Below are 17,468 nucleotides of genomic sequence, written 5' to 3' on the forward strand. Positions count from 1 at the left end.
GTGAGGTGTAATCTAAGTAAGGTTATGGGTGTTTTTTCTCGTTAGTTGGCCAAGACTCTTGGTCTAGATCCAAATCGGCGAAACGGTTTGCTTCAAACGTTGGCGTTTTGTTGCCTTGCTTACGTTGATCGTCAAAGTCTTTCATGACGCGTTTAGCTATTTTGAATAGCAGGGCAAGAGCAAATAAGTTAACCAAAGCTAATAAGCCCATGCTCAAATCCGCAAAAGCAAATACAGTACCTAAATCAAGAATCGCTCCAGTGCAGCAAAGACAAATGATGATGACGCGGAAGGTATTCATATAGAAGCCATGATTGTCCGATTTGGTTAAATAGCTGACGCTGTTTTCACCTAGGTAGTAGTTGTACAAAATCGTACTAAAACCAAATAGTAATAGAGCAATACTGACGAACATGCGGCCATAATCGCCCATATGAGTTGCTAAAGAGGCTTGAGTTAAGGCGACGCCTTGAATAGTGTCGGTGCTGCTTGGGTCATAAGCGCTACCAAGAAGAATGATCAAAGCGGTACAAGTACACAGTACGATGGTGTCGATAAATACTGAAAAGGCTTGCACAATACCTTGGTTGGCAGGGTGTGGAATGTACGCTACCGCTGCAACGTTTGGTGCACTACCAAGACCCGCTTCGTTAGAGAATAAACCACGTTTTACACCCATCAAGATCGCGGCACCAATACCACCACCAAACGCAGGCTCCAAGCCAAACGCGCTTTTTACTATCATGATCAAGGTGTCTGGAATCGCGCTTAGGTTCATCGCAAGCACGATAAGAGCGATTAACAAATAGCCGCCAGCCATAACAGGAACGAGAACTTCTGCTACTTGCGCAATACGTTTCACACCGCCGAAAATAATTAGACCGACAATGAATGCCATACCGATGCCGCTGTAGTAAGGCTGGATGCCAAATGCATCTTCTAATGATGTGGCAACAGAATAAGATTGCAACGTAGTGAAGGCGATGCCAAATGTTGCTAATAGCAAGATGGAATACAGGACTGATAGCCACTTCCAGTTTTTACCAAGACCACGTTCAATATAAAACGCTGGACCGCCGCGGAAGGTGCCGTCTTTTTCTGCTGCTTTATAAGTTTGTGCCAGCATACATTCTACAAAACTGGTAGCCATGCCCATTAGACCAACAATCCACATCCAGAAAATAGCACCTGGGCCGCCAATGGTAATGGCAACCGCAACTCCGGCAATGTTACCGCCGCCAACACGACCTGCTACAGATAAGATTAAGGCTTGGAATGAGCTTAAATGTTTTCCATCTGCTTCATGGTGTTTGGCAGTAAGAATGCCGAACATATTGCCAAAATAGCGGAATTGTACAAAACGGGTTGCAACGGTAAACCAGATGCCAATGCCGATTAATACAGCGATAAGAACCTTGCTCCAAAGCAAGTCGGTGATAAGGGATAACATGGGGGGGGAACTCCTAATTTTTTAGATTTATTATTTAGTTTTATTGGGGTGTACCAATGAAGCTCATTGGAACGAAAAAATGCTAAGAAAGGGAGTTCGTAAAAAGGTGCTTTGTGATGCTAATTGGTGCTATAAGAGTATCAACTAGCATCACTTTTAAAGTGTTTTTGTGAGGTGGATTTATTACACTGCTAGCGTTGAATGTTGGCTTATTGGGTGAGGTGGGCTGTGGCTCGGGATTTTGCGGATAACTTGCAGTTGTTATGTAGTTACTACAAATCGGTAGCAGATGTTTGTCGTCGATTAAATATTAATCGCGCGCAATTCAATCGCTATCTGAACGGGACGACGGCACCGAGCAATAGTACCCAGCGACGTATAGGTGAGTTTTTTGGTGTTGAGCCAGCTGAAATGGCGTTACCGCATGGGCAATTTGTTGCGTTGGTGCAGGCGCGTCCAATTCGTCAGAGTGAAGATGCGAAAAGCCTTACGCCCGAACAACAGGAATTTAATAAGTTAAATCAATCTGGAAGGCATGGTTTAGCCAAGTATTGTGGCTATTACTTTGAATATTATCTTTCTATGGCATGCCCGGGAAAGATTTTACGCACCTTGGTGCACGTAGAGTCTCAAGGTGATAAAACTTACTATCAGCGTACTGAACGCTTGAACCCACGTAATTTAAAGAAGTCTTTTCATGGCGTTTATAATGGCGTGGTGCAGTTATTGTCGGATAGATTATTTTTGATCGACTATGAAAGCCAAACTCATGTGGAGATGACGCAGACGATTCTTTATCCTTCTTTTCAAAACCGCGTCGAGCGATTGACTGGATTGCGTTTAGGAGTGTCTGGGAGTGGTGAAAGAGCGCCATGTTGTGCGCGAGTTGTCTATGAATATTTGGGTTCGAATATTAATGAAAAGCGTGCTGTTGCCCAGTGCGGATTATATGAAGTGGACAGTGATCAGATAGATGCAGATATTTGCCAGTCAATCAAAAATGATATGAAAGAGGGAGACTGGCACTTTAGAGCGCGATTTTAAGCGTCTTTTACTTCGCTTGTCTCAGTTGCTTCTGTATCAACGTCTGAGTTTAGGTTGGCAGCCGCTTCGGCTTCCATTTTTGCGCGCTCAGCTTTAGAAATGTATTTAGGCTTCGCCTTTTTAGGGTTCACCTTTAAATTAGCTTGTTTCATACGCTTGTCGTATATGTCTTTAATTTTTTTGCGGCGATTCATATTTTGTTCCTAAAATGACGCATTTGTCTGATTTAATAGCCCAAGAATGACATTCAAGGAACGAAAAAAAAGCCCTGATCAACGATCAGGGCTTTTTATGTTGGTACCAGTAGGCGGACTCGAACCGCCACACCCGAAGGCAACGGATTTTGAATCCGTCGTGTCTACCAATTCCACCACACTGGCCTTGAAAAAGGTGAGGGGTATTCTAGGGTATTTAGAATATAAGTCAACGGCTGTAAGGTTTATTTTTTATCTTTTTAACAACTAGTGGCTTAGAAGTACCTTTTTGAGTGGATTTTCGCTAGAATGCCGGGTCGTTTTTTCTAGGTAGCTTCCTTTTCATGCTCGTTTCCGATTATCACTTTGATTTACCCGACTCGTTGATCGCTAATTACCCTATGCCAGATAGAACCGCTAGTCGGTTGTTGCATCTTGATGGCCCTAGTGGTGATGTGGTTCATCGTCAATTTCCCGATGTGTTGGATTTGGTCCAGCCGGGTGACTTGATGGTGTTCAACAACACTCGAGTGATTCCTGCCCGCGTATTTGGGCAAAAGGAATCTGGTGGAAAAGTTGAGATTCTGGTTGAGCGGGTCATCAATACGAATGAAGCGTTGGCCCATGTTCGTGCCAGTAAGTCGCCAAAAGAAAACAGCAAACTGATTTTAGGGCAAGATAAAGGTGAGCAGATTGAAGCGACTATGATAGGTCGTTCAGGTGCGTTGTTTCACCTTGTTTTTAATGAGCCTGTGTTGGATGTGTTGACGCGCGCTGGGCATATGCCGCTACCGCCTTATATTGAGCGTCCTGATGAAGACAGTGATCAAGAGCGTTATCAAACGGTTTATAATCAAAAGCCCGGTGCGGTTGCGGCACCGACTGCAGGTTTGCATTTTGATGATGCTTTGCTTGAAAAACTAAAGGCAAAAGGTGTGGAAGTTGCATTTGTTACTTTGCACGTTGGTGCTGGAACGTTTCAGCCTATGAAGGTCGAAAATGTAAAAGATCACATTATGCACGCCGAATATGTAGAAGTTGAGCCGAGTGTGGTTGAGCAAGTTAAAGCTACTAAGGCCCGTGGCGGACGAGTTATCGCTGTCGGTACGACCAGTGTTCGCAGTCTTGAGTCGGCAAGCCAAAGTGGTGAAATTGCTCCAATGCAAGGTGACACCAGTATTTTTATTTACCCAGGTTATGAATTTAAAACAGTGGATGCTTTGGTGACGAACTTTCATTTACCAGAGTCGACGCTGATTATGCTGATTAGTGCTTTTGCGGGTTATGACCATGTGATGACCGCTTATAAAAAAGCCGTCGAGCAAAAGTACCGATTTTTTAGTTATGGTGATGCCATGTTTATTACACGAAATGCGCAGGCGAAAGGCCCGCAAGGTGAGGAATAAGACGTATGTCTGATAAGCGTCCAGAATGTTTTATGGATTTTGAACTTCACACCACGTCAGGAAAAGCACGTCGTGCGACCTTGACGTTCCCACGTGGAAAGGTTGAAACGCCAGCTTTTATGCCTGTTGGTACCTACGGTACAGTGAAAGGTGTGTTGACCAAAGATATCGAAGAAATTGGTGCCGATATCATTTTGGGGAACACTTTCCATCTTTGGTTGCGTCCTGGAACAGATGTGGTGAAAGCGCATGGCGATTTGCACGATTTCACTCAATGGAAAAAGCCGATCTTAACGGACTCTGGCGGTTTTCAAGTGTTTTCTCTAGGAGAAATGCGCAAAATCACCGAAGAGGGAGTTAGCTTTCGTTCGCCAATTAATGGCTCGAAAGTGTTTTTAAGCCCTGAAATCTCCATGCAAGTTCAGCGCGACCTCGGTTCTGATATTGTGATGATTTTTGACGAGTGTACGCCTTATCCAGCGACGCCAGAAGTGGCGGCCAAGTCTATGCGTATGAGTTTGCGTTGGGCGCAGCGCTCGAAGGATGAGCACGGTGACAGTCCATCTGCGTTATTTGGTATCATTCAAGGCAGTATGTACGAAAACCTCCGTGATGAGTCTCTAGAAGGTTTGGTTGATATTGGCTTTGATGGTTATGCGATTGGCGGATTGTCAGTGGGTGAACCTAAAGACGAAATGATGAAGGTGTTAGATTACACCACACCAAAAATGCCTGAAGATAAGCCACGCTATTTGATGGGGGTTGGTAAACCAGAAGATTTGGTGGAAGGCGTTCGTCGTGGTGTTGATATGTTCGATTGTGTTATGCCAACGCGTAATGCTCGTAACGGTCACTTGTTTACATCAGATGGTGTTGTTCGTATTCGTAACGCTCAATATCGTCATGATGTTGGCCCGTTAGACAAAGAATGTGATTGTTACACTTGTAAAAACTTTTCTCGGTCTTATCTACATCATTTGGATAAGTGTCAAGAAATGGTAGGGGCGCAATTAAATACGATTCATAACCTACGATATTACCAAACGCTCATGGCGGGATTGCGTAAGGCGCTCGATGAAGGTAGATTTGACGCCTTTGTTGATGAGTTTTATGCAAAGCGAGGCCTAGAAACGCCAGCTTTGAGTGAATAATAAACAAAATTATGCAGATTCCTTTACAAAAGGGTTCGCAACAGTTTCATAAACCATTGGAGAGTTAACCCCATGATCGCATTGATCTCACCAGCTTACGCTGAAGGCGGCGCAGCAGCAGATACAGGTATTTTTAACCTAGTGCTTCTTGCAGGCTTCGTTGTCATTTTTTACTTCCTTATGTGGCGCCCACAAGCAAAACGTGCAAAAGAGCATAAAAACTTGATTGCATCTCTAGCGAAAGGTACTGAGGTAGTAACTGGCGGTGGTGTACTAGGTAAAGTGTCTAAAGTAGACGATAACTATGTAGTACTAGAAGTATCTGAAGGCGTTGAAATGAAATTTCAAAAATCTTCAGTTGCGGCTGTTTTGCCTAAGGGAACGTTAAAGTCAATTTAACCTTCTTTGAAAAGCGCCTACCTAGGCGCTTTTCTTCTTTATCGATCCATTTAATTTTTTAGGTGTAAAGGAATTTTCATGCTTAACAAGTATCCCTTGTGGAAGTATTTGCTAATTCTTCTTGTTTTGGCTTTGGGGCTACTGTATGCCTTCCCAAACCTTTATCCGGATGATCCAGCGCTACAACTATCTACCCAAAAAGCGACTGCTGTTGTTGATGAGCAGGCTTTGCAAAAAGCGAAAAGTGCGCTTTCAAAAGCGAATATAGATTTAAAAGAAGCAGAGCTTACCTCTGCTGGCGGTACCTTACGTTTTAATAACGGTGAGGACCAACTTGCTGCTAAGCCGGTTGTGGCGGCAGCACTGGGTGATGATTATGTAACTGCGCTTAACCTTGTTCCTACGACGCCGGAATGGTTGTCTTCGTTAGGTGCAGGCCCTGCCAAATTGGGTCTTGATTTACGCGGTGGTGTGCATTTCTTGTTGGAAGTGGATACGCCTGCGGCGTTAAAGCAAAAGCTTGAAGTTAGCTCAAGTGAAATGAAGGCGGCATTGCGAAAAGATCGAGTGCGTTATCGCAGTGTTGATATTGAAGATGGTGTGCTTTCGATTCGCTTCTTGCAGCAATCTGATTTGGCATCTGCAGAAGTTTTGTTGAAAAAAGATTTCTCTGAATATCGCTATGCGACTCGTGAAGAGGGTACAGATTTCTTCTTGGATGTTAGCTTTACCGAAGCGGCTAAGAAAGAGATCGAAGCTTACGCGCTACAGCAAAACTTAACCACATTGCGAAATCGTGTAAACGAACTGGGTGTGGCTGAGCCTTTGGTTCAGCGCCAAGGTAGTAATCGTATTGTTGTGGAGTTGCCAGGTGTGCAGGACACGGCGGCGGCGAAACGTATTATCGGTGCAACCGCTAACCTTGAGTTCCATTTGGAAGCAGGGCTGGATGATAAGGGTGCAGATATTGAAACCTTGTCTTTCCGTGATGGCAGTGGTCGTACAGCTCGCTTAGAACGCGATCTTATTATTACGGGTGATAGTGTTTCTGATGCTAGCTCTTCTTTTGACGAAAATGGTCGCCCGCAGGTAAACATTAATTTGGACGCCAAAGGCGGCAAGCAGATGAGTAAAGTGACTCGCTCTGCTGTTGGCCGTAATATGGCCGTGGTGTTTATTGAGCATAAATCTCGCAGTCGTTTTGTTGAAAAAGACGGCAAGATGGAAGAAGTGCGCAGAAGTTATAGTGAAAAAGGCATTATTTCTTTAGCAACGATTCAAACGACGCTAGGGAATTCATTCCGTATTACCGGTCTAGACAGTCCTCGTGAATCATCTGAATTAGCTCTGTTGCTTCGTGCAGGTGCCTTAGCTGCGCCAATTTACTTTGTTGAAGAGCGTACTATTGGCCCTAGCTTGGGTGCAGAAAATATCAAGTTGGGCGTGAGTTCTGCGCAAATTGGTTTGCTGGTTGTTATGTTGTTTATGTTGGTTTACTACAAGGTATTTGGTGTTTTTGCCAATATCTCATTGGCGCTGAACATTATACTTTTGATGGCGTGTATGTCTTTGCTTTCAGCAACGCTTACCTTGCCCGGTATTGCCGGTATCGTTCTGACGATGGGTATGGCGGTGGATGCCAACGTGCTGATTTTCTCACGGATAAAAGAAGAATTAGCAAGTGGTGTGCCTAATCAACAAGCCATTCACTCTGGTTTTAACCGCGCATTTACCACTATTTTTGATGCCAACATCACCACGCTATTGGTGGCGGTGATTTTGTTCGCAGTAGGGACTGGACCTGTTAAGGGTTTTGCGGTGACTCTGTCACTGGGTATTCTTACTTCTATGTTTACGGCAATCGTTGTAACTCGTGCACAGGTTAACCTTGTGTATGGCGGTCGTAAAAACAAGAAACTGTATATTTAGGAGAGTGCCATGAAAGTGACAAATATTCCGTTTATGGCAATGCGTAAAATCGTAGCTGTCTTTTCGCTAACGCTGATATTGATCTCTCTTGTCTCTTTGGCAACAAAGGGCCTGCAGTTTGGTTTGGATTTTACTGGTGGTACCTTGATTGAGGTGGCTTATGAAGAAGCGCCACAGTTAGATGATGTACGTACGTTGCTAGGTGAAAATGGCTATTCTGACGTCGTTGTGCAGAACTTTGGTTCGCCAACTGACGTTGTGGTTCGTATGGCCAATTCCTATACAGCGACCCTTGGTGATGAAGTGTTAGCTACGCTTCAAAATCAAGGTGAGACTGCGGTGTCGCTGCAGCGTTCTGAGTTTGTGGGTGCGCAAGTGGGTGAAGAGTTACGTGAGCAAGGTGGCTTGGGTATGTTGCTTGCCTTGGCTATCGTGATGATTTACGTAGCGGTGCGTTTCCAGTTTAAATTCTCTGTTGCGTCGGTAGCTGCGTTGGTCCATGACGTCATTATCACGTTAGGGTTCTTTTCTATTTTTGAAGTAGAATTTGATCTGACAGTACTGGCGGCTTTGCTTGCGGTGGTCGGTTACTCCCTGAACGATACGATCGTGGTGTGTGACCGGATTCGTGAGAATTTCCGAATTATGCGTGATACGACACCGTATGATTTAGTTAATGAGTCTATTAACCAAACCCTTGGTCGTACATTGATTACATCATTAACGACCTTGTTTGTATTGGTTGTATTGTTCGTTGCTGGCGGCGAGGCTATTCATAACTTCTCTATGGCTTTGTTGGTAGGGATTGTGATTGGTACTTATTCTTCTATCTTCGTGGCGGCAAATTTACTGCTGGCCATGAATGTCACGAGAGAAGATTTAATTCCAGCACCAAAAGAAGAGTTAGAAGACGATTTGCCCTAAATAGGTTTTTCTCTTTTTGCTAATAAAAAGCCTGCTTCGTGCAGGCTTTTTATTGAGTGCTTGTTAATTTAATTGGCAATTATTTGTCGGCAATTTTGCCGAAATGCATGCCCATTTTTGTTGGGGTTTCAGCTTGTATAGATTCTTCCCAATTAACGGCGTCTTTACCAAAAAGAACGATGGCGGTTGATCCCAGTTTGAATCGACCCATTTCTTCGCCTTTCTTAATTTCAATATCATTGAGTTCTTTGTAGTCCCAAGTAACGACATTTTTATTGAATGGTGTGACTTGTCCTGCCCACACTGTTTCTATACTGGCAACAATCATAGCACCTACCAATATGACAGCCATTGGACCAGCTTCTGTGTCGAATAGGCAAACGGTACGCTCGTTACGGGCAAAGACGTTAGGAATTTGCTCAGCCGTTACCTTGTTGACTGAGAAAAGCCTTCCAGGGATGTGGATCATTTTTGTTAGCTTGCCAGTCAATGGCATATGAACGCGATGGTAGTCTTTTGGGGATAAATAAACAGTAGCAAAAGAGCCGCCAAGAAATTGATTAGATAGAGAGGCGTCGCCACCTAAAAGTGTTGTTAGGCTGTAGTGGTGGCCTTTTGCTTGAAATAGGGTGCCGTGCTCTATGTTACCTAGCTGGCTTACTGCGCCGTCAGCAGGGCAGGCAATGCCATTGTTTTCATCGCATACTGGACGAAGTTCTGGGCGAATAGCGCGGGTAAAAAAGTCGTTAAAGTTACGGTAAGAAAGAGGGTCGCTGTTGATTGCCTCAGACATATCTACTTGGTACTTTTTAACAAATTGGCTAATAAAGGTATTTTTCACCCAGCTATTTTCGCATTCTGCTATTTTGCCAATAGCGCGAGATAATGTTTTTTGCGGGGTAATGTGTTGTGCAAAGGCAAAAAGTTGATCTTTAGTCACGTTATTTATCCTGATATTTGTGAATTTATAGTGTGCTGTGGCTGATTAAAGACACGATCTGTTTTAGGTTTTTATAATCACTTTCGTTAAATTCTGTGCGAGTTTCTAGCCAAAATATGACGGTTTCATTTTTTGATGTTTGTGTAGAGGCCAAAATAAGGTGGCTGTTTTTATCAATTATTTGGTCTGATGTATGTGGAAGTTCTTCTAGTAAATTATCAAGCTTTTGACCAAATAGATGAATAGCTGAGCGTTTACCGGATAGTTTCTTAAATACGCTTGACGGAGCGTTCCACTGAATGGCTTTTATGATTTCTATGTTGTAGCCGAATTGATACATAGGGGATGTTTTGTTATTTACATGCTTAAAAATGATGCTGTGTTGTGTGTTTGGTATAGCTTGCTTAATGGTTTTTAGAGCAAACCCAGTTTTTTGTTTTGTGTCGTAATCATTGTTTTTGCTGAGTGCTTTTTTAAGGGCTGCAATAGGTGACAATGTGGCTTTTGGCTTTGAAAGTTTTTTACTCGTATATAAGTCAGGATCAAGTAGTTGTTGCGCAAGTGGTATTTTTCCGCCTGTGTTGTACAGTTTTGCGGCTTCTGTGCTGGCCAAATGAGCTGTTTGGATTATTTCACTGACTCGACGATGCATTACTGTCGCTACAACGCGATAGAAAAAAGGTAGATTTTTAGAGTCCCAGCGCATTAGGCTTGCTTCGTGAGCGACCTTGTTTGCGCAATATGAAAAAATAAGTGGATTGTTTACTAAAATGGTCAGTCTTTTGTCTTCTGTGAAGCTTGGTAGCTCGTCTGGGTGGTGTGCCAGGTGCGCCAATGCCTGCAGTTCTTTTGCGTTTGGTATGTGCTTGGTTAAAAAAGATTCGATGACTTTTTTGGGGGTGTTCCAATGTGTGCATAAGTGAACAGTAAGTTCATCTATATGACACCCTAAAATGTTTAGTTCTGCTTGGCTGGATTTTTCGCCTTGCTGTATTTTTTGATTGACAGCTAGCATCGTTGGATAGGCGTAGAACCACAATAGCCATCTTGCGGCATCTCGAAACAAGGTGATCCAGAAAATATCGTCTTCATGGCTGGTTAGCTTTTCTATTGCCCAGTGTCTGGCTATTGTTGCCGCTTCGAAGCTGGTCTGTAGTTCGCTTAAAAATGCAACCAAATGAGGTGGTTTTTGTTTGTTTTTGGTTTCGTAAGCGACAAAATGTGGAAACAATTTTGCAATGCCGTTCATGCCTACCATGGCGGCAGCGTGAAAAGGCGTTTTTATTTCGTTGTTCTTATTCGGCACGATGCGATTGGCTTCGTTAAGAATGGCGAAAGCTAATAATGGATCTGAGGCTATATTTGCTTGCATGCCATCAAGAGTGTCTTCTGTTCTTTTGATTTGAGTCTTTAGGCGCGCTAAATTAACTGATCTAACAGGGAATTTTTTATTTTTAAGAAAATGTAGCCATTCATTTAGGCCAGAAGGTGACTTGTCTTTCATAGCTGGTTACATTAGTGGCTCGGTTGTTGTTGAGTTTTCAAATGTTTTTATATTTTTGATCTCATTAATCATACTGTATATTGAGATGAGAGCATACTTTGTCGGTATTAAGGAAGAGAATATGTTTGCATTAGCTGGCTTGCTAGTGGTTATTGTTAGTGTTGTGTCAGGGTATTTGGCTTCTCATGGAAATCTGTTGGCATTGTGGCAACCGTTCGAAGTGCTTATTATCTGCGGTGCGGCACTCGGTGCGTTCATGATGGCGAACCCGTTTGTCGTGCAGAAAAAAGTGTTAACCATGTTGCCTCAGGTGTTTTCGGGTAGTCGACACAATAAAAAGTTTTATCTCCAGCTTTTAGGGTTGATGTACAGTCTTTTTCAAAAAAGCAGACAAGATGGCTTTTTGTCCATTGAAGAGGATATTGAATCGCCGTTTACCAGTGAATTATTTAATCGTTTTCCTGATGTGGTTCGTGATCATGAGGTGGTTAACTTTTTAACTGACAATTATCGAATCTTCACCTTAACCGGTCTACCGGCCTATGAAATCGAAGCTATAATGGATAACGAAATCGAACAAATTCAAGAAGAACTTGTTGAACCGAGTCATGCGCTAACTCGTGTTGCAGAAGGTTTGCCAGGCTTTGGTATTGTTGCCGCTGTGTTAGGGATTGTTATTACTATGGGTTCTATAGGTGGGCCGCTAGAAGAAATTGGCGCCCATGTTGCCGCTGCTTTGGTTGGGACGTTCTTAGGTATCTTTTTTGGTTATGGCTTTGTTGGTCCTGCAGCGTCGCATTTAGAGAGTTTAGGTACTCATGAATTAAAAGCATATCTGTGTGTTAAAGCCTGTCTAAACTCTATTGTTTCTGGTTATGCACCTCCTGTTGCGGTGGAAACTGGCCGTAAATTGCTTCCTCCCGATATGCGTCCGAGCTTTATTGAGTTGTCAAATGAACTTAAGCAGTATCGTTAGAATGGCCATATGCCAAGGTAAGGAGAATATTGGATGGCTTTAGGTTCTAACGGGTTAGTAATTCGCCGAGTTAAAAAAATTAAGAAAGGCGGTCATCATGGTGGTGCTTGGAAGATAGCGTTGGCTGATTTTGCTTTGGCAATGATGGCGTTTTTTTTGGTTTTATGGATTATGAGCGTGGCTTCTCCAGAGGAGTTAAAAAGTATAGAAGGGTATTTTCAGGATCCTATGGGGCCTTCTACTGCTGGCTATAGTGCCAATCCTATTGATTTGGGGGGGAGCCCTGCGAAAAGCACCGAAAGAAAGTTGGATTTACAGTTACCCGAGTCTGGTAGTGTTGATGTTGAATCTAAGGATAAGTTGATTGCGAAAGGTCCTGGTTCCACTGAGTCTAAGAGCATTAATGAAACTGTTCGTAAAGAGATGGAGAAAATGAACATTGTGCTTTCTCGTCAACCGAACTTACGAATCGAAATTACACCGCTCGGTGTTCGTATAACTTTGTTAGATGACCCAGATAAGCCGATGTTTGAACGCGGAAGTGCTCGAATGATGCCGGATATTGAAAATACTTTACTGACTATGGCGCCGATTTTTAATAAGGTGACGAATCCTATTGTCATTACGGGCCACACTGATTCTTCTAAGTTTAGTGGCGCGGGTGCGATTGATAATTGGGATTTATCTGCCTTGAGAGCCAATGCTGCGCGTCGCATATTAGAAGAGGGTGGGGTAGAGAATAAGCGCATTGCTCAGGTGATAGGTTTGTCTGACACTATTCCTTACAATCGATTTGATACCGATGGCGCAAAAAATAGGCGCATTAGTATTACGTTATTAACTGATGACGCCTATAAAAAATTGCTGGATCAGAATCGACGTAATTTTGGTAACCCTGGCCAGCAATCTGATGTGAAACTAACGCCTGAAACAGTTTTTTAGAAGGCTTGGTTCTCACGTATTGAGTGTTTAATTCTTAAGAAGCTTTGGAAGCGATGTTCTGTTATCTCACCTTTTTCTAAAGCTTCTAGGATTGCGCATCCTGGTTCTTTTTCGTGGGCGCAATCGCGGAATCGACAGTAGCCGATGTGTGGTCGAAATTCGATAAATCCGTTCAATAACTCGTCTTCTGAAATATGCCACAAACCAAATTCCCGAATCCCAGGAGAATCAATAAGATCACCGCCTTTCGGCATATGGAATAGTCGTGCTGTGGTGGTGGTATGTACACCCTTTTTGCGTTTCTGTGACAGTTCGCCAACGCTAATGTCTATATCAGGAAGTAAGGTGCCAATAAGGGATGATTTACCTACGCCTGATTGCCCAACAAAAACGCTTGTTTTGTCCTGTAAGAAGTCATAAAGCGATTCCATTCCGGCTTGATTTTTGATGGAGGTTCTGATGATTTTGTAATTCAAATCTTCATAGGTTTTAAGTAGCTTGTCTAAATCTGCTTTGTTGCTGTCATCGATTAAGTCGCATTTGTTGAGCAATATAACAGGCGGTATACCGACAGTTTCTGCGGCAACCAAGTAACGATCTATTAGGTTTGCATGTGCGACGGGCTCGGCAGCAATAACAACGATAATGTGATCTATATTGGCGGCAACGGGTTTTATTCTGCCGTGCATATCTGGGCGAGATAGAGACGTATGTCTTGGCGTGGTCGCAACAACAACGCCGCCTTCATTTTGTTTTGGACGCCAGACAACTTTGTCGCCAGTTACAAGCTGACCTAGATTAGCGCGCAAATTACAGCGTGTGGAAGTGCCAATAAAAGGTTCTTGAGTGCCTTCCACTTCAACTTGTGTGCCGAAGTGAGAAATAATAATGCCTTCAGTCTCAGGTCCGAGATCTGATGATTGTAGGTGCTCTTCGGCGACATCTCCCCGTTTTTGAGTGCGTTCAACGCGCTCTTTGTGAATTCTTTCGATTCGCCACGTTTGTTGTTTAGTAAGTTTTCGCTTCGACATTAGATTCGTCTGGTCATAAAGTAAGGCGCATAGAGTATAATGCTTGGCATTGATAATAAAGGACTTGGAAGGTTATGAGCTTAAATGAAGAGAATTTAGTCTGGATCGATCTTGAAATGACAGGATTGGACCCAGAAACCGATACAATTATTGAGATTGCTACGGTAGTAACAGATAAACATTTGAATGTGTTGGCTAAAGGGCCGAGCCTTGCTATTCATCAAGACAAAACGGTGATGGATGCCATGGATGAGTGGTGTACTCAGCATCATGGTGATTCTGGACTAACGGCAAGAGTATTGTCTTCAACCATTAGTATGGCGCAAGCAGAAGAAGAGACGATCAAGTTCTTGGCTCAGTATGTTCCTGCTGGCAAGTCGCCTATTTGTGGTAACAGCGTTGGGCAAGATCGTCGCTTTTTGTATCGTTATATGCCTAAGCTGGAAGTGTTTTTTCATTACCGTTATTTGGATGTTAGTACCGTTAAAGAGCTGGCAAAGCGTTGGAAGCCTGAAGCGTTAGAAGGTTTTTCTAAATCGGGTTCGCATCTGGCAATGGATGATATTTTAGAGTCTATTGGTGAGTTGAAGCATTATCGTAAAACTATGTTTGGTTTGGATGATATGGCTTAAGTGGTTTTATGTTGATCTCTTGTTATGAATTGGCGGGCTTTTACCTGTTTTGCCCGCCAATTGATTTGTTCCTTCCTTTATTCTTTCCCTTTTTGTTAATTCAGTCCTGCTATTCCGTCCCATATTAATTTAATTCCTGTCAGGAAAAGAAAGCTGTACATGACTTTGAAAAAGAGTGCGGTAGATATTCTGTAATGTAGCCATGCGCCAAGCTGCACTCCTAAAAAAGCCACCGGTGTGAAGCAAAGCGACAGAAGTATATTTGAGCTATTAAGTTGCCCAAGCATCCCATATGGAATGAGTTTTACATAGTTGATTGCGGTGAAAATAACGGCGGCTGTTGCTACGTACTGCGTCTTATCTAGATTTGCTCTTAGTAAATAAACGCTCATTGGTGGTCCGCCGGCGTGGGCAATAAAACTCGTAAAGCCGCCAAGTGCGCACCAGAGTTTTCCTGCAAGAGTGCTAAGCGGTTTTTGTAGTGTTGTTCTGCTCTTTTTTGGCCATGAGTTTAGGGTGAAGCCTACCGCAATTGCCCCTACTATTATTTTTAACCATTCTGCCGAAAACCATGATGCAGTGAGTCCACCAATAGTAACGCCGACTATGGCGGCTGGAATGCATTTGATGAGTTGCTCTGTGTTCCATTTTTTCCAGAATTTTTGCACGGTAAATATGTCCATAATGCACAGAATGGGGAGCATGATAGCAGCTGCAAGCATTGGAGATGTTTGTAGTGAAATAAGCGGAACAGCGAGAATGCCAAATGCACCAGAAAAACCGCCTTTAGATATGCCTGTAATGAAAACGGCAAGGGCAATGAGTGAAATGAAAAGCCAGTCCATAGGAATCCTTTGCTGTGTGATTGTTATTGTGGGTGGGGAAGTTTGTTTATTATGAGTTATTGATGCTTGTTTCAAAAGGCTTCTGTATTAGAATTGTCAGAAATAAAATGACCGTGTGGTTGATGTTTGCTCTATTTTGAGTGGAAAAAGGATTGATAGGTAATGCAAATAGAAAAAGATGTTTATGGTGAAGAGGCGATGGAAGATCTCGGCGAGATTTTTTCATCGGTGCTGAAGTCAGGTGCAGTGGTGTACTTAGAGGGCGATCTTGGAATGGGTAAAACGACTCTAGTCAGAGGTGTTTTACGTGGTTTGGGATATGAAGGACCAGTAAAAAGTCCAACCTATACTATTGTTGAACCTTATGATTTGTCGGGTTTTGAGGTGTTCCATTTTGATTTATATCGAGTTGCGGATGCTGAAGAGCTTGAGTTTATGGGGATTCGCGATTATTTCACTGATGGAAGTTTATGTTTAATTGAGTGGGCTGAAATGGGCCGAGGTGTTTTGCCTGAAGCGGATTTAGTTGTTTCGCTGAGCCTAATTCGACAGGGTCGTCATATGTCTTTAGAAGCGAATACAGAAAAAGGGAATGCGGCCATAAATGTTTTGCGAGGCTCTATAACTTCTTGATGTATAGAAGACTTTACTATAAGTAAGATTGAGATCCATTTAATCAGCAGTTATAGTGTGTCAGATATACTAGCTAGCTGTCTGATATGCATACTAAATTTCGTAATTATCTATTTATATTTGTTAACTTAATCCTGTCTTTGGCGACCTGTAGTGTTTTAGCTGCAGAGGTTCGAGATATTCGTGTTGCTCAGCAAGAGGGCGTGACGCGTTTGGTATTTGAGCTTTCTGAAGCTGCAGAGCATCGAATTTTCCCTCTTTCAAATCCTGATCGCATTGTTTTAGATATTAGTGGTGTTGATCTTAATACCTCTGTTGTTAACGGATTGTCGGCGCTAACTTCTGATGTGCTGATGCGTGTGCGTTATGCTCGCCGAGACTCTGGAGTCCGTTTTGTGCTTGATTTAGGGCAAGCAGCGAAGGCAAAAAGTACTGTCTTAGCAGCAAATGGCACTTATGGCCCTAGAATATTGGTTGAGCTTGAGTATGGCGTAAGAAAACCTGCGACCATTGTGAAGAGCTTGGCGAATCTATCGAAAGAGAAGCGCGATATTGTGATTGCAATTGACCCAGGCCATGGTGGAAAAGACCCCGGTGCCTTGGGTCAATACAATGTGCGAGAAAAAGATGTTGTGCTTTCTATTGGTAAAGAGTTAGCAAAACGAATTAATGCTGTAGATGGTTTTAAGGCGGTTTTGACACGATCAACGGATACGTTTCTTCAGCTTCGAGAGCGTTCTCGAGTGGCTCGTGATGCCAATGCGGATTTGATGATTTCCATTCATGCTGACGCGTTTACCAAGTCAAGTGCTCGAGGGGCCTCTGTTTGGGCGTTGTCATTAAGTGGTAAAAGCTCCGAAATGGGGCGTTGGTTGGCGCAGCAAGAAAACTCTGCAGATTTGGTTGGTGGGATTTCATTAGATGATAAAGACCAGCTGCTCGCTGAGGTTCTATTGGATATGTCGATGAACTCTACTATTCAAATGAGTCTTAATATAGGTAAGAGTGTCTTGGGGGAAATGAAGGGAGTTGCTGTTTTGCATAAAGACAGCGTTCAGCAGGCAGGCTTTGTGGTGCTGAAATCGCCAGATATTCCTTCTATATTGATTGAGACGGGGTTTGTTTCGAATAAAACCGAAGCCAAGAATTTGTCGAGCAGAACTTATCGTGTGAAATTGGCGGATTCTATTTCAAAGGGTGTGATTGAGTATTTTACCAAAAATGCCCCAGATGGCACCTTGGTTGCTTGGAAGCAGAAAAAGCATTCTGATTACGTCTATACGGTGAGTAAAGGTGATACCTTGTCCGAAATTGCTCGTCGTAATCAAGTGTCTTTGCCTGATTTGCGACAAGCCAATAATTTAAGCAATGATGTTATTTGGATTGGTCAGAAGCTTGTCATCCCTGCTGGTTAAAGTCATATTTAAGTCTCTTTTGTTTTTTGCAATAGAGACTGTTTTCACATTAA

General features: G+C 43.1%; 17 protein-coding genes and 1 tRNA gene. 11 read left to right on the plus strand and 7 right to left on the minus strand.

The features are described 5' to 3' along the window. Positions 1-22 precede the first annotated feature (22 nt). A complete protein-coding gene (locus ACO05V_RS11695; RefSeq protein ID WP_421851366.1) occupies positions 23-1,450 on the minus strand; it encodes an alanine/glycine:cation symporter family protein in 1,428 nt (475 codons plus the stop codon). A gap of 228 nt (positions 1,451-1,678) precedes the next feature. Here ACO05V_RS11695 and ACO05V_RS11700 point away from each other — a divergent pair, with 228 nt between their 5' ends. Next, positions 1,679-2,494 carry a helix-turn-helix domain-containing protein gene (locus tag ACO05V_RS11700; protein ID WP_421851369.1) on the plus strand — a complete coding sequence of 272 codons (816 nt, stop codon included), beginning with the start codon at positions 1,679-1,681 and terminating at the stop codon, positions 2,492-2,494. Here ACO05V_RS11700 and ACO05V_RS11705 read toward each other — a convergent pair. Beyond that, positions 2,491-2,688: a DUF2986 domain-containing protein gene (locus ACO05V_RS11705; RefSeq protein ID WP_212915595.1), complete on the minus strand. Its 198-nt coding sequence runs from the start codon at positions 2,686-2,688 to the stop codon at positions 2,491-2,493. The two genes, ACO05V_RS11700 and ACO05V_RS11705, sit on opposite strands and share 4 nt — an antisense overlap. Before the next feature lie 101 nt (positions 2,689-2,789). Then, a tRNA-Leu gene (locus tag ACO05V_RS11710) sits at positions 2,790-2,874 on the minus strand. A 158-nt stretch (positions 2,875-3,032) separates the two neighbouring features. Here ACO05V_RS11710 and queA point away from each other — a divergent pair. The 5 genes from queA (at position 3,033) to secF (ending at position 8,497) form a co-directional block, all read left to right on the plus strand. Further along, a complete protein-coding gene (queA, locus tag ACO05V_RS11715) occupies positions 3,033-4,094 on the plus strand; it encodes a tRNA preQ1(34) S-adenosylmethionine ribosyltransferase-isomerase QueA (protein ID WP_421851372.1) in 1,062 nt (353 codons plus the stop codon). Between the two features lie 32 nt (positions 4,095-4,126). Then, a complete protein-coding gene (tgt, locus tag ACO05V_RS11720) occupies positions 4,127-5,245 on the plus strand; it encodes a tRNA guanosine(34) transglycosylase Tgt (RefSeq protein WP_421856943.1) in 1,119 nt (372 codons plus the stop codon). Between the two features lie 72 nt (positions 5,246-5,317). Beyond that, positions 5,318-5,644, plus strand: a complete 327-nt coding sequence (gene yajC / locus ACO05V_RS11725; protein WP_421851375.1) for a preprotein translocase subunit YajC — start codon at positions 5,318-5,320, stop codon at positions 5,642-5,644. Positions 5,645-5,722: 78 nt separating this feature from the next. After that, on the plus strand, positions 5,723-7,573 hold the full coding sequence (gene secD, locus ACO05V_RS11730) for a protein translocase subunit SecD (RefSeq protein WP_421851377.1): 1,851 nt from the start codon (positions 5,723-5,725) through the stop codon (positions 7,571-7,573). 9 nt (positions 7,574-7,582) lie between these two features. After that, positions 7,583-8,497, plus strand: coding sequence for a protein translocase subunit SecF (gene secF, locus ACO05V_RS11735; protein WP_421851380.1), 915 nt, complete (start codon positions 7,583-7,585; stop codon positions 8,495-8,497). 79 nt (positions 8,498-8,576) lie between these two features. Here secF and asd read toward each other — a convergent pair whose 3' ends face one another. Both asd and ACO05V_RS11745 read right to left on the minus strand, forming a co-directional pair. Next, positions 8,577-9,437, minus strand: coding sequence for an archaetidylserine decarboxylase (gene asd, locus ACO05V_RS11740; RefSeq protein ID WP_421851383.1), 861 nt, complete (start codon positions 9,435-9,437; stop codon positions 8,577-8,579). 25 nt (positions 9,438-9,462) lie between these two features. Beyond that, the gene (locus ACO05V_RS11745) at positions 9,463-10,941 is read right to left on the minus strand and encodes an HDOD domain-containing protein (RefSeq protein ID WP_421851386.1); all 1,479 of its coding nucleotides are present in this window, start codon (positions 10,939-10,941) and stop codon (positions 9,463-9,465) included. A gap of 121 nt (positions 10,942-11,062) precedes the next feature. On the opposite strand from ACO05V_RS11745, the gene motA reads away from it, so the two are divergent. Together motA and ACO05V_RS11755 are read left to right on the plus strand one after the other, a co-directional pair. Further along, positions 11,063-11,917: a flagellar motor stator protein MotA gene (motA, locus tag ACO05V_RS11750; RefSeq protein WP_421851390.1), complete on the plus strand. Its 855-nt coding sequence runs from the start codon at positions 11,063-11,065 to the stop codon at positions 11,915-11,917. Positions 11,918-11,950: 33 nt separating this feature from the next. Next, a complete protein-coding gene (locus ACO05V_RS11755) occupies positions 11,951-12,859 on the plus strand; it encodes a flagellar motor protein MotB (RefSeq protein ID WP_421851393.1) in 909 nt (302 codons plus the stop codon). On the opposite strand, the gene rsgA is transcribed toward ACO05V_RS11755, so the two are convergent. Then, positions 12,856-13,890: a small ribosomal subunit biogenesis GTPase RsgA gene (rsgA, locus tag ACO05V_RS11760; RefSeq protein WP_421851400.1), complete on the minus strand. Its 1,035-nt coding sequence runs from the start codon at positions 13,888-13,890 to the stop codon at positions 12,856-12,858. The genes ACO05V_RS11755 and rsgA overlap by 4 nt on opposite strands. A gap of 74 nt (positions 13,891-13,964) precedes the next feature. Here rsgA and orn point away from each other — a divergent pair, with 74 nt between their 5' ends. Further along, on the plus strand, positions 13,965-14,522 hold the full coding sequence (gene orn, locus ACO05V_RS11765) for an oligoribonuclease (protein WP_421851403.1): 558 nt from the start codon (positions 13,965-13,967) through the stop codon (positions 14,520-14,522). Positions 14,523-14,617: 95 nt separating this feature from the next. On the opposite strand, the gene ACO05V_RS11770 is transcribed toward orn, so the two are convergent. Continuing rightward, positions 14,618-15,367, minus strand: a complete 750-nt coding sequence (locus tag ACO05V_RS11770) for a sulfite exporter TauE/SafE family protein (protein ID WP_421851406.1) — start codon at positions 15,365-15,367, stop codon at positions 14,618-14,620. Between the two features lie 162 nt (positions 15,368-15,529). Here ACO05V_RS11770 and tsaE point away from each other — a divergent pair, with 162 nt between their 5' ends. Together tsaE and ACO05V_RS11780 are read left to right on the plus strand one after the other, a co-directional pair. After that, positions 15,530-16,000, plus strand: a complete 471-nt coding sequence (gene tsaE / locus ACO05V_RS11775; protein ID WP_421851409.1) for a tRNA (adenosine(37)-N6)-threonylcarbamoyltransferase complex ATPase subunit type 1 TsaE — start codon at positions 15,530-15,532, stop codon at positions 15,998-16,000. A gap of 86 nt (positions 16,001-16,086) precedes the next feature. Further along, positions 16,087-17,415: an N-acetylmuramoyl-L-alanine amidase gene (locus tag ACO05V_RS11780; RefSeq protein WP_421851413.1), complete on the plus strand. Its 1,329-nt coding sequence runs from the start codon at positions 16,087-16,089 to the stop codon at positions 17,413-17,415. Positions 17,416-17,468: the final 53 nt, after the last annotated feature.

The organism is Marinomonas sp. (assembly GCF_965225885.1).
Taxonomy (GTDB): Bacteria; Pseudomonadota; Gammaproteobacteria; order Pseudomonadales; family Marinomonadaceae; genus Marinomonas.

Coding starts and splice junctions, on each gene's coding strand:
- motA (WP_421851390.1), top strand. CDS start 11,063: ATGTTTGCATTAGCTGGCTTGCTAGTGGTTATTGTTAGTGTTGTGTCA.
- ACO05V_RS11745 (WP_421851386.1), bottom strand. CDS start 10,941: ATGAAAGACAAGTCACCTTCTGGCCTAAATGAATGGCTACATTTTCTT.
- queA (WP_421851372.1), top strand. CDS start 3,033: ATGCTCGTTTCCGATTATCACTTTGATTTACCCGACTCGTTGATCGCT.
- yajC (WP_421851375.1), top strand. CDS start 5,318: ATGATCGCATTGATCTCACCAGCTTACGCTGAAGGCGGCGCAGCAGCA.
- ACO05V_RS11705 (WP_212915595.1), bottom strand. CDS start 2,688: ATGAATCGCCGCAAAAAAATTAAAGACATATACGACAAGCGTATGAAA.
- rsgA (WP_421851400.1), bottom strand. CDS start 13,890: ATGTCGAAGCGAAAACTTACTAAACAACAAACGTGGCGAATCGAAAGA.
- ACO05V_RS11780 (WP_421851413.1), top strand. CDS start 16,087: ATGCATACTAAATTTCGTAATTATCTATTTATATTTGTTAACTTAATC.
- tgt (WP_421856943.1), top strand. CDS start 4,127: ATGGATTTTGAACTTCACACCACGTCAGGAAAAGCACGTCGTGCGACC.
- secF (WP_421851380.1), top strand. CDS start 7,583: ATGAAAGTGACAAATATTCCGTTTATGGCAATGCGTAAAATCGTAGCT.
- ACO05V_RS11695 (WP_421851366.1), bottom strand. CDS start 1,450: ATGTTATCCCTTATCACCGACTTGCTTTGGAGCAAGGTTCTTATCGCT.
- ACO05V_RS11770 (WP_421851406.1), bottom strand. CDS start 15,367: ATGGACTGGCTTTTCATTTCACTCATTGCCCTTGCCGTTTTCATTACA.
- secD (WP_421851377.1), top strand. CDS start 5,723: ATGCTTAACAAGTATCCCTTGTGGAAGTATTTGCTAATTCTTCTTGTT.
- orn (WP_421851403.1), top strand. CDS start 13,965: ATGAGCTTAAATGAAGAGAATTTAGTCTGGATCGATCTTGAAATGACA.
- ACO05V_RS11755 (WP_421851393.1), top strand. CDS start 11,951: ATGGCTTTAGGTTCTAACGGGTTAGTAATTCGCCGAGTTAAAAAAATT.
- tsaE (WP_421851409.1), top strand. CDS start 15,530: ATGCAAATAGAAAAAGATGTTTATGGTGAAGAGGCGATGGAAGATCTC.